General features: G+C 34.2%; 13 protein-coding genes. 6 read left to right on the top strand and 7 right to left on the bottom strand.

Translation table 11 applies throughout. The features are described 5' to 3' along the window. The first annotated feature begins 19 nt into the window (after positions 1–19). From E0D87_RS04110 to E0D87_RS04095, 4 genes are all read left to right on the top strand, one after another. Positions 20–1,015, top strand: coding sequence for an MBL fold metallo-hydrolase (locus E0D87_RS04110; RefSeq protein ID WP_130819445.1), 996 nt, complete (start codon positions 20–22; stop codon positions 1,013–1,015). Positions 1,016–1,077: 62 nt separating this feature from the next. Next, a complete protein-coding gene (locus tag E0D87_RS04105) occupies positions 1,078–1,419 on the top strand; it encodes a hypothetical protein (protein WP_130819444.1) in 342 nt (113 codons plus the stop codon). Position 1,420: 1 nt separating this feature from the next. After that, a complete protein-coding gene (locus tag E0D87_RS04100) occupies positions 1,421–2,317 on the top strand; it encodes a hypothetical protein (protein ID WP_130819443.1) in 897 nt (298 codons plus the stop codon). A gap of 152 nt (positions 2,318–2,469) precedes the next feature. Further along, positions 2,470–2,985 (top strand): manganese efflux pump MntP, encoded by a 516-nt coding sequence (locus E0D87_RS04095; RefSeq protein ID WP_130820175.1) that lies wholly within the window; start codon positions 2,470–2,472, stop codon positions 2,983–2,985. Positions 2,986–3,065: 80 nt separating this feature from the next. Here the strand turns inward: E0D87_RS04095 and uraA are convergent, their stop codons facing one another. The 3 genes from uraA to E0D87_RS04080 all read right to left on the bottom strand — a co-directional run bounded on the left by uraA (position 3,066) and on the right by E0D87_RS04080 (position 5,950). Beyond that, positions 3,066–4,331, bottom strand: coding sequence for a uracil permease (uraA, locus tag E0D87_RS04090; RefSeq protein WP_130819442.1), 1,266 nt, complete (start codon positions 4,329–4,331; stop codon positions 3,066–3,068). A 98-nt stretch (positions 4,332–4,429) separates the two neighbouring features. After that, positions 4,430–4,624, bottom strand: coding sequence for a hypothetical protein (locus E0D87_RS04085; RefSeq protein WP_004834803.1), 195 nt, complete (start codon positions 4,622–4,624; stop codon positions 4,430–4,432). Between the two features lie 120 nt (positions 4,625–4,744). Continuing rightward, positions 4,745–5,950, bottom strand: a complete 1,206-nt coding sequence (locus E0D87_RS04080; RefSeq protein WP_130819441.1) for an arginine deiminase — start codon at positions 5,948–5,950, stop codon at positions 4,745–4,747. A 219-nt stretch (positions 5,951–6,169) separates the two neighbouring features. On the opposite strand from E0D87_RS04080, the gene E0D87_RS04075 reads away from it, so the two are divergent. After that, complete coding sequence (locus E0D87_RS04075) at positions 6,170–7,306, top strand: peptidoglycan-binding protein (protein WP_130819440.1); 1,137 nt, start codon at positions 6,170–6,172, stop codon at positions 7,304–7,306. A 220-nt stretch (positions 7,307–7,526) separates the two neighbouring features. Beyond that, a complete protein-coding gene (locus E0D87_RS04070; RefSeq protein WP_130819439.1) occupies positions 7,527–7,781 on the top strand; it encodes a type II toxin-antitoxin system Phd/YefM family antitoxin in 255 nt (84 codons plus the stop codon). A 62-nt stretch (positions 7,782–7,843) separates the two neighbouring features. Here E0D87_RS04070 and E0D87_RS04065 read toward each other — a convergent pair whose 3' ends face one another. The 4 genes from E0D87_RS04065 to E0D87_RS04050 form a co-directional block, all read right to left on the bottom strand. Continuing rightward, positions 7,844–9,160: an extracellular solute-binding protein gene (locus E0D87_RS04065; protein ID WP_130819438.1), complete on the bottom strand. Its 1,317-nt coding sequence runs from the start codon at positions 9,158–9,160 to the stop codon at positions 7,844–7,846. A gap of 69 nt (positions 9,161–9,229) precedes the next feature. Then, positions 9,230–10,048, bottom strand: a complete 819-nt coding sequence (locus E0D87_RS04060; RefSeq protein WP_130819437.1) for a carbohydrate ABC transporter permease — start codon at positions 10,046–10,048, stop codon at positions 9,230–9,232. Further along, complete coding sequence (locus E0D87_RS04055; protein WP_130819436.1) at positions 10,048–10,929, bottom strand: carbohydrate ABC transporter permease; 882 nt, start codon at positions 10,927–10,929, stop codon at positions 10,048–10,050. Before E0D87_RS04055 ends, E0D87_RS04060 begins: the two co-directional genes overlap by 1 nt. Then, positions 10,929–11,999, bottom strand: coding sequence for an ABC transporter ATP-binding protein (locus E0D87_RS04050; protein WP_130819435.1), 1,071 nt, complete (start codon positions 11,997–11,999; stop codon positions 10,929–10,931). Before E0D87_RS04050 ends, E0D87_RS04055 begins: the two co-directional genes overlap by 1 nt. Positions 12,000–12,009: the final 10 nt, after the last annotated feature.

Below are 12,009 nucleotides of genomic sequence, written 5' to 3'. Positions count from 1 at the left end.
CAGTAAAAAAGGAGTAACGATGATTAAAGAAGTTTACAAAAATATTTACCAAGCGACCTTTCCTCTAACAGGAAATCCTCTAAAGTCTATAAATATTTTTGTGATAAAGACAGAAGATTGTAATCTAATAATTGATACAGGTTTCAATAACGAAGAAAATAGGAAAAACATGGACGCTTTGATCAAAAATCTTGACCTTGATATGACAAAGACCAAACTTTTCCTAACCCACCTTCACTCAGACCACGTTGGTCTTGCCAAATATTTAGAAAATAAGGGAATATCAGAAATATTTATGTCTAAAGTTGATGGTTTTTTCATAGAAAACGGAATCAATGTAGATGATTATCAGTGGCAGAATATCCTTAAAAACGCCAAACTCCAAGGTTTACTAGAAGAAAATGTTGATATAAATAACCATCCGGGTTTTAAAAATAGACCTAAGGAAAAATTCACTTATACAAAATTAGAGCCAGGAGATAAATTAAATATAGGCGAGTTTTCCTTTGAAATCCTAGATGAAGCTGGCCATACTCCAGGCATGGTTGGACTTTTAGAAAAAGATAAAAAAATCTTATTTTGTGGAGATCACATCTTAGGAAAAATTACCCCAAATATAACCTATTGGGCAGATGAGTACGGCGATAGCCTTGGTATTTACTTAAGAAATATAGAAAAAATAAAAGACCTTGATATAAAATACCTATTCTCCTCCCATAGATTCTTAATAGAAGACGTAAATGGCAGAATAGACGAACTTATCTGTCACCACGAAGAAAGATTAAATGATACCTTAGCCATAGTTAAAAGCCTAAAAAAGGCAAATACAAGAGATATAGCAAAGTCTATGTCTTGGGATATAAGGGCTAAAAACTGGTCAGATTTTCCTGAAAGCCAAAAATGGTTTGCTGTAGGAGAGGCCGCAGCTCATCTAAAACACCTAGTAGCTGAGGAAAAAATTGTAGAAAAGCTAGATTCCGATGGCATATATTATTATTCAATAAATAATATATAATTTATCTTCAATTTTTATGTGGTATAATAAAGTAAATAGTTATTTAGAAAAAGGAGTTAAATATGAGAAAAAATAAATTAGGCAAAGCTGTACTTGCCCTAACACTTGCTACATCATTTGTTATAGGACCATCTTTACCAGTAAATACCCTAAATCCTACAGCTGTAAGTGAGGCTGCAAGTGATAGTGAAATTTTACAAGCTCAAGCTGATGCCCTTAGAAAATCTGTTAGAGATAATAAAATCAAGGTAAAGGCTTGTGAATTATTGTTAAATAACTTCCCAGACCTAGTAAGTTCAATCAGATCAGATCTAGAAGGATTGGTTGAGACTTCTAAAGAATCTCAAGCTAAATCTGAAGCTTTATTAGAAAAAGCGGACAAGCTATTAAACGGAGGATACTAATATGACTAACAAAAAAATACTAGCTTGCTTACTAGCAGTTAACTTCTCCGTTCTTGGTCTATCAGAAACTAGCCCTCTAGTAAATATTTCCTATGCTGAAGAAGAGGTAAAGGAAGATACAAAAGAAGCTAAGGAAGATTCTAAAGAAGAAAAGAAGGAAAATACAACAGAAGAAAACAAAGATAGTAAAGAAGAAAATAAAAAAGATAGCAAAGAAGAAGAAAAATCCGATAAAAAAGAGGATACTAAAGAAGATTTAGAGAAAGAAGATAAGGAAACTAAGACAGAGGAAAATGTCGAAAACACCCAAAATCTTGCTGTAGCTTACTATGCAGCTGAAAACCTAGATGATCTTGTATATGGTGGAGAAGTTAGCCTTTATAGCTTAGATGACGAACTTGAAGTAAGTGAAGCACCAAGACCAAGAATGGCAAGAGCCGCAAGGTCAGCTACAAGTGATCTAGAAACTCAAAAAAATCAACTTCAAAAGGCTATCGATGACTCAGTTAACGTTAAAAGCACTGAAGTTTACAATAGTCTAGTTACTCAAAAACTAAGAGATGCATACAGCGAAGCAGTGGCAAACGCTAAGGGAATCTTGGCTAATAATAGTGGCGATTACGAAAAACTTAGAGCTGCAACTGTTGCTATAAATAGTGCAAAGAAAAGTCTAGCTACTTATGCTAGCTTAAAGATTGAAGTGATAAATTTAGAAGAATCACTCGAAGATAATGAAATCAAATCTGAAGCAGCTAGTATATTAATCAACCAATTCCCTGATTTAGTAAAATCAGTTGAAGATGATTTGATTAATATAATCAACGAGTCAGAGGCAAGCGCAGCCAATAGTAGAGCACTAATAGAAAAAGCTAACTCTTACTTAGCTATGTTTCAATAATAACTCAAACTAAAACCAGCACTAAGCTGGTTTTTATTTACTCATTTCTTGCAATCTATCAAAGATATGGTTAAATAGTAAAGCATTTATCGAAATATTAGGAGGATTTTTTGGATACAGGATCATTATTAGTTTTATCGGTCGGACTTGCCATGGATGCCCTTGCAGCTAGCATTTGCAAGGGATTGTCAGAAAAAACTCACTCAATAAAAAACAGTCTTTCCATTGGCTTTGTATTTGGATTTTTTCAAGCTTTGATGCCAGTTATTGGATTTTTGTTAGGAAGAAATTTTGCAGATGCCATAAGAGCAATTGACCATTGGATAGCTTTCTTTCTTTTAGGATTTCTTGGTCTTCAAATGATAAAAGAATCTAGAGAAGCCTATTGCGAAGTAAATCACGGTTTCGACCTAAGGAGCCTAACTCGAATGGGAATTGCAACATCAATTGATGCTCTTGCAGTTGGAGTAGGACTTGCCTTTTTAAATATAGATATAGTAAAATCAACCTCAACTATAGGCATAGTTACAGCTATCCTTTCTATAATAGGTTTTAAAATAGGATCTAAACTAGGTGTAAAAAGCAAGCAAGTTTCAGAGCTTATAGGTGGACTAATCCTTATAGGTCTTGGAGTCAAAATATTAATAGAACACTTGTTCTTGCAATAATAAAAAAATTAAAATGGCTACAAACTAGCCTTTACATATATAAAAAAAATCCCCAATTGGGGATTTTTTAGTTAAAATAATTATTGGTTAATCAAATCTAGTTTTTTAAGTAAAGTCATAAAAGCTGATAGTACGACCGCCACTACAGATGCTAGTACCATTCCTGAAAGCTCAATTGAACCAAGTTTTATAGATAGACCAGAAAGACCTGCTATAAATATCACTGAAGTTAAAATTAGATTGACTGATTTTGAGTAATCTACCTTTTGATCAACTAGAAGTCTGATTCCACTTGTACCAATCATTCCATAAAGAAGGAAGGTAACTCCCCCTATAACATTTCCTGGTATAGTTTGGATGAAGGCTGCAAGTGGTCCAAAGAAGGCCATTATTATAGAAATAACTGCAGCTCCTCCTATAACCTGAACAGAATAAACTCCAGTTATAGCCATAACTCCGATATTTTCACCATAAGTAGTAGTTGGAACTCCACCTAGAAATCCAGATAGGGCTGATGAAAAGTTATCTGCAAATATTGACCTGTGAAGGCCTGGTTCGTTTAGTAAATCTTTTCCGATAATATTAGAAGTAACAACTTGGTGAGAAATATGCTCACTTGTTATAACTAGAATAACAGGCAACATGGCAAGAATTGAGCCTGCTGAAAACTTTGGCAAAGAAAAGTCTGGCAAGGTAAATAGTGCAGCCTCTCTAACAGGAGTAAAATCTACCATATCAAAAAATATAGCTGTAACATATCCTACTACTATTGAAATTAGAATAGGAATTGTTGAGAAGAATCCCTTGAAGGCAACAGAGCCAATAATCGCTGTAAGCAAAGTTACAAAAAACACTATAAAGTCTTTAGAACTTGCTGTATCTGTCATAAGATTTGCTCCAATAGATCCGCCAGTTACAGTATTTCCAGCAAGTTCAAAACCAATTAATGCAACAACTGCACCCATTGCAGCAGGTGGCAAGACCACATCTATCCAACCTATTCCAAACTTATAAATAATATAAGCGAGCAGGCATCCCATAATTCCGAGTACAATAAAAGCACCTTGCGCATATTCAAATCCTTCGCTTGCAATAATAGCTGTACCTGGAGCTAGGAATGCAAATGAGGAACCTAAATAAGCCGGTGCCTGTTTCTTAGTAATTAATATAAATAAAAGTGTTCCGATACCATTCATCAACAATACAATTCCTGGATTGATACCAAAAAGAATAGGAACTAAAACACTAGCTCCAAACATTGCAAATGTATGTTGGATCGACAATGGTAAAAGTAATTTAAAAGGAACTTCGTCTTCTACATGGTAGATTTTTTTAGAATTTTTCATAATACCTCCCTAAATTTTTCACCAATTATCATAGCAAAATAAAGGGATGTTGTCAAACAAAAAAGCTCCCTCAGGAGCTTTTGATTTAAACTGCAATCTTATAAAAGATCTTCGCCTTTTACAGCATCTATTATTTCGTCTTTTATATCGTCTACTTTATCTTTTACTTCGTCGATTTTATTATTATTCTTTAGATATAGATAGCCACCTACTACTGCAGCTGCTGCAGTGAAAAGATATTTGCCTACAGTATTTTCTTCTCTTTTATCATATTTTTTCTTATAATCAAACATTTATAGCCTCTTTCTATAATTCAGGGTCAACCCTTTTTCTACTATATCTCAATTATACTTTGAATATATTTAATTTTCAAATTAATTTATATAAAATTTTAATATTTTTTTATAAATATATTAATCTCCCCTTATCAAAGGCATGGACATACATCTTGGTCCTCCCCTACCTACGGTTAGGGTTGATGAATCTAGCTTTATAACCTCGATATCGTTTAGCTCAAGCATTTGATTTGTGACTGTGTTTCTCTTATAGACAATTACCTTGCCCGGTGCTATCGCAAGGGTATTAGATCCATCTGTCCATTGTTCTCTAAGGGCTGCTATTGGATCTCCTCCGCCACATGGCAAGAGGTTTATCTTGTCTAGTTTTAGGGCATCTTTTAATAAATCATCTAGGGATTTTTCTATAAATTCTTCACTCATTTCCCCATCTCTTAGGCTAAACTTTACAGCGTGGAAGGTTGAAATTATACCTGGATGATAGGTAAAGGTATCAACATCTATTTGAGTAAAGACAGTATCAAGGTGCATATATGCCCTTTCATTCGGAATATTTACCCCAATTATCTCATTTATATCATTATCTTTATCTTCTAACACGTTTTTAGCGAGTACTCTAATAGCATCAAGTTCAGTTCTTTGGCTGATTCCAATCATCAAAAGGTTCTCGTTGATATTTAGTATGTCTCCGCCTTCTATATGATAGTCCTTGCCCCTGCCGTAGAAGTTTTTAGTTCCTTTGTAATCCTTGTGATAGTTAAAGATATAATCAGCATAGATTGTTTCTCTTGACCTAGTTACAGAATACATTGAGTTAATTGATACACCCTCTGCAATTGATGAAAATGGATCTCTAGTAAAATATAGGTTTGGCATTGGGTTGATTGCAGTATATTTTTGGTTGTAGATTACCTTATCATTTTTGATACCTAATTCCTTGAGAGTTATTCCGCTCATAGTTTTTAGGACAAATTCTTTGGTATCTTTTATAGATTCTAAGAGTTTCTTTGATTCCTTATAGGCTAGTTCATCTGAAATATTCGCCTCTTTTAGATATTTTTCTAAAAATTCTTCTCTTAGATTTTTATTTTGGTCTAATGTTTCTGCCATCAAATCTTCTAAATAAACTACTTCTATTCCTTCATCTTTAAATATTTTGGCAAAATTGTCGTGCTCTTCTATAGCTTTTTCAAGATCTGGTATATCGTCAAATAAAAGTTCATCAAGAGCATTTGGAGTTAGATTTAGTAGCTCTTCTCCTGGCCTATGTAACAAGACCTTCTTTAGTGGCTTAATTTCATTGTTTACATTGATTTTTTTCATACAGACTCCTTAAAATTTCCTAAAAAAAAGGTAGTTTACTTAAAAACTACCTATAATCAATTAGCCTTGCCAATATCTTTAATTTTATAAATTTATTATATCAAATTATTTAGAAAAATAAAAGACTTTTATGCAATTGTTACCATTGTCTTGATTTGCTTTTTTATCTTTAAATAATATAATATATATATTAGGCTATTATATTATTAGGAGGAAAATATGAAAAAAATAAATATAGCTACTCTAATGCTAGCATCTGCTTTAGTACTAAGCGCTTGCTCAAATACAAACGAGAAAGAAGCTGATAACAAAGCTGAAACTGAAGTAAGCCAAGAAGCTGAAACAGAAACAAAAGATGATGCTAACAAGGAAGAAACAAAAGACGAAGCTAAAGAAGATAAAAAAGACGAAGAAGTAAAATCTACTGACGCTGAAACAGATGAAGGTAACCTAATGCTTCACAGAGGATACCCAAAAAGCGATGAATCAAGATCTTTCCCAAGAATCGTTGTAGCAACAAGTGGAGATACGATCGTTGGTGTTTCTCTTGACGAATATCAATACGATTCAGCAGATGGAGATTTTGAAGGAGTAAACAACTCTGACAAGGAATTTGGAGAAGGAACAGCTGAAGGCAAAGTTCTTATTTCAAAAATGGCTAACGAAGAAAAATACTCAGCTCAAATGAAAGAAGCTGGATCTCCTACAAGTCTAAAAGAAACTTACGAAGGAATCGCAAACTTTGCAAAAGGAAAAACAATCTCTGAATTAGAAGATTTCCTAAAAGAAAAATCAGATGATGAAATCATAGAAGCTGTAACAGGTGCAACATTCAAATCTACACCATCTCTACTAAACCAAGTCGTAGAAGTAGCTAAGAGTGAAGATTTCGTTTCTGTAGGTCACGCTGAAAACCCAGAAGAAATCACATTCAAATCTATAGTAGGTGCTCCACACGGAGAAAAATCATTCGCTGATGCTGTAGTTGCTATGGAAGGTGACAAAGTTGTTGCTGCAAGCTTTGACGAATTCCAATACATCGAAGATGGAATGGGAATTGCTAAAGAAGGAACTGACTTCACACAAGGATATGCAGAAGAAAACAAAGTTCTTGGTTCAAAACTTGAAAACAACGAAAAATACTCAGAAAAAATGGCCGAAAAAGGAAAATCAACAGTATCTATCAAAGATAACTTTGAAGCTATAGAAAACTTCGTTGCTGGCAAAACAGCTGATGAAATCAAAGAAGCAATTGATTCTAAAAAAGAAGACGGCACAATCGATGCAGTTACAGGAGCTACTCTAAAAGATACAGCTAACTACCTACAACTAATCGTTGATGCAATGAGCTTATAAAAAATTTTTAAGGTGATGTTGTAGAATGAATAAATCGTACCTTTATCGTTAGAAGAACCTCCACGGAAATTTTGCCTCCATTAGCCGGCAGGCTCCACTGAAAATTTGCTAAGAGAACCTTCTAACGATGGTACGATGATTATTCATAGTTTTGCAACATCCCCTTTTTCTTTTGGTTAAAATCTCCTAAAAATGGCTATATATCAAATAGGAGGCCAATATGAAAATCAACAGTGAAAACTTTTATTCAATAACAGAAATAAGTTCCAACTTTTCAAAGCTTGCAAGACATGCAGATGAAAATGGCTATGCTGGAGTTATCAAAAACAGCAAGCTTTCCTATATCCTCTTGCCTTTTGACAAATTGAAAGAAGAAGAAATTACAAAAGATGAAGATATAGAAGAAATAGCTCAAAGACTAATAAAAAAGATAAAAGACGAATACAATATCCAATTAAAATTAGACCTAGACTAATATTTTCTACATAAATTTAGGCATAAGAAAAGGCAAGTTTCCTTGCCTTTTTTACTTGCTTATTATTGTTGCTCAAAATCTGCCTTGTATTGTGGAGCAAAAGCTTCAAGCTCTGACTTTACATTTGCATCTGGGTTTGAAAGAATGCTTTCAAGTAAGCTTGCTACATCGTTGTAAGCTTGTTGGCTACCTGGAGCAAGTGGTCTTGAGAATAATTTCTCACTTGCCTTATCAAGGATTGGTGCAATCTTTGAGTCAGATGATTTGTATGTTTCATCTTCTACAGCAGATTTTCTTGCTGGCATGTAACCTGTAGCTATAGCAAATTCAACTTGTGAATCCTTGCTAGCTAAGAATTGCATGTATTTGAATGCTGCTTGTTTTTCTTCATCGCTTGCTTTATCAAACATATAAATGTTTGTACCTTGTTGGAAGGCTTCTTCTGCTGGATAAGGAGCTGCAGCGTATTCGAACTTATCGTTTAGAGCTTCTTTTACATATACTTCACCAGCGTTTGATCCTACAAATGAACCAACTTGTTCGTTTGCAAATGGACCAGATAAGTGTTGGTCTGTTCCTGCTATTCTAAAGTATCCTTCTTTGATACCTTCTAGGTAATATTCAACAGCTTCGATAGATTCAGGAGAAGCAACATCAAGATTTTCATCAAATTCGATTCCCTTGTTTTTTAGATATGTTAGGTAGAAGTTTGATAGTGAATCAAATCCTGCTCCTGGGATTCCTTTTTCTTCGTAGATTTTTTTAGCATTTTCCTTTAACTCTTCAAAACTTGTAGGCTCTTTTAATCCTAGTTCATCATAAAGAGTTTTGTTATACCAAAATACTTCTGTTGATTTGTTAAATGGTAGAGCTTCTATCATGCCATCTTTTTCTAGCTCTTCTCTTACACCTGGCAAGATATCATCATAATCGTCCATGTCATTTTTAACATAGTCTGTTATATCTGCTACCATGTCTGCATCTTTAAATTGGATCATCCAATCAGGATATGCTTGAGTGATTGTTGGAAGATCTTTAGGTGATTGCATTGAGTTAACTAAAATTTGGTTTAAGTCTCCGTATTTACCTTGACCTTGTAGAGTAACCTTGATATCTGGGTTTTCTTCTTCAAACTTTTTAGTCAAGTTTTCAAGAGCTTCGCCTTGTCCACCACCCATAGCATGCCAGAATACTATTTCTGTTTGACCGTCGGTTTTTCCAGTTTCTTCTTTGCCAGCTTCTTCCTTAGTATCTTTAGCTTCTTCTTCAACCTTAGTATCTGTTGAAGTATCAGCTTCTTTGTCATTGTTAGATCCACAAGCTGTGAAAGCTCCTAATGACAAAACTAAAGCCATCAATAACGATAATTTCTTTTTCATAAAATCTCCTTTATTTTACAAATATTTCCTTCACTAGTATTATATACTATTTAATCAAGCTTTAACAAGTTATCTCTTGATACCTCCATAGGACACTCCGCTTAGGATTTGCTTTCTAAATATGAAATATAATATTAAAATTGGCATTATAGTTATTGTACTTGCTGCCATTTGAAGGTGGATTAGCTGACCTGCTTCTGTAGCAAAAGCAGATAGACCGTTTGAAATTAACCTCATGTTCGTTGAGTTTGTTACAAGGATTGGCCACAAGAATGAGTTCCAACCTGTAATAAAGTTTAGTAGTCCAATAGTAAATAGGGTGGACTTGCTCATTGGGATCATAACTCTCGTTATAAACTCAAAGTCGCTTGCTCCGTCTACCTTGGCTGCCTTATAAAAATCCATAGGAATAGAACTTAAAAACTCCTTTAGGTAGAAGATATAAAATACTGACGCCAAGAATGGAATTATAAGGGCAGCGTAAGTATCAATCAGACCTAACCTTGCTATGGTTGAGAAGTTCGTAAATATAATTATCTCAAAAGGAATCATAAGTAGGGATAACATAAAGCCTTGGAGGAGCTTTTTATATTTAAAATTCATAAAATTAAGGGCAAAGGCTGCAAGTGTTGTCGTAAATAGAGTAACTAGTGTATTTACTAAAGAAACTCCAATAGTGTTCATAAAATATCTAGCAAAAGGAGCAACCTTCATAGCCTCCCTGTAGTTTTCAAACATAAGCTTCTCTGGAATAAGCTTTGGCGGAATACTAGTTACCTCTTGAAAGCTCATTAGAGATGATGAAATCATATATAAAAATGGAAATACTGTAATAATCGCCATGATAACTACAAATATATATCCAATTACTTTTAGCACCTTGTTCATTATCTACCAATCCTTTCTATGATCTTCTTTTGTAGGAAAGTCAACACCAAAAGGAAAAGGAACAATATAACACCAGCAGCCATCGCTTGACCGTACCTGTATTCTACATAGAACTTGTTGTAGATGTAAAATACAGCTGTTACTAGCTTGTTTCCTACTCCTGCCCTTCCGTTAAATAGAGCAAAGATTGAATTATACACCTTGAAAGCTGAAATAAAGCTTGTCAAAAACAAAAATGTAATAATTGACTTTAATTGAGGTAGGGTAATCTTTCTAAATTGTTCCCATGGACTTGCCCCAAACATCTCAGCTACCTTGTAATAGTTTCTATCTATAGACCTTAGTCCTGCAAGAATAACTATAATATTAAATGCCAAGGCGTTCCATACTCCAAATATGATTAGGGCAAGCATATTGTATTGGGGATCATTTAGAAAATCTATCGGTCCAACTCCCACAAAACCCAAGAGGTAATTTACAAAACCATATTGACCGTGGAGAAGGTATCTAAATACAATACCTATAGCTATAACACTTGTTAGATAAGGGATAAAAAACAAAGTTTCAAAGAACTTGCCACCCTTGATATTAGTGTTTAAAACAAGCGCTATAAACATAGAAATAATTATTGATAGAGGAACTACAGTTACAGAATACACCAAGGTATTGACCATAGCCCTCCTAAAGAGCGGATCATTTAAAACAATAGGGAAATTTTTAAAACCAACATAAGTAGGATTTAAAATATTATTGTTTTGCATACTCATAACAAAAGTTCTGATTAAAGGATAAACAGAAAAAACAAGGATAGCAATAAGTGCTGGAGCCAGATACAACCAAGCCTTGTTATTTTTCTCTGCGGAATACTTTAGCTTTTTCATTAGTAGACTCTCTTTCCGTCTTCCTCAAATATATATATTGACGAATAATCGATAGCTATGCCAATCTCATCGTTAGGTTTTATATCAAGTTTGCTATCTACAATCATCTTTGTAGCTTGATTGTTCAAATCGAAATGCACTACCATATATCTACCTATCATCTCTACAGATGAAACCTTGACACGAACTGGGCTGTCCTTATCCAAAATGAAATGTTCAGGTCTAATACCAACTAGATACTTATCCAGACTCAAACTTTCCCTAAACCTATCCTTAGATAAATCACTTAGGCTAATCTTTATCTCATCTGTCACTAGGCTATCACCTTCTTTTTTGAAATCAAAAATATTGATAATAGGATTTCCTATGAATTTCGCAACGAAAAGATTGGCTGGATCTAGGTATAGGTTTTGTGGTTTGTCATATTGTTGGATCACACCACCATCCATTAGAGCGATATAATCAGAAATAGACAGAGCCTCCTCTTGATCGTGAGTTACAAATATAGTTGTAACACCAACTTCCTTGACTATATTTCTAATCTCTTCTCTAATAGAAAGTCTAAGTCTAGCATCCAAGTTACTCAAAGGTTCGTCTAGTAAAAGCGTCTTTGGGTTTTGGATAAGAGCACGAGCTATGGCAACCCTTTGTTGTTGACCACCAGAAATTTGTCCTGGTTTCTTATCCTTTATCTCATCTATATAGCAAAGATCCATGTACTTTTGAGCAATCTTAATTGCCTTATCTTTTTTAATCTTGTTCTTACCCACTGTTAGGGGAAATATAATATTTTCAAGAACAGTCATATGTGGATATAGGGCGTAGTTTTGGAACACCATTCCTATATCACGATCTTTGGGGTGTTTATTCACGATAGATTCCCCATCAAACTTGATATCTCCCTTGGTAGGATCTAGGATACCTGCAATAATATTAAGGATCGTAGACTTGCCACAACCAGAAGGACCTAAAAGCGTAACCAAGGCACCATCTTCAATATCAAGGTTGATTCTCTTTAGAGCCTCGTAACCATTTTCATAAACTTTGTTTAGATTATTAATCTCAATCATAATACCTCTT

It is taken from the genome of Anaerococcus vaginimassiliensis, from assembly GCF_900626155.1.
GTDB classification, from domain to species: Bacteria; Bacillota; Clostridia; order Tissierellales; family Peptoniphilaceae; genus Anaerococcus; species Anaerococcus vaginimassiliensis.
This window is presented reverse-complemented; position numbering and strand designations above follow the sequence as displayed.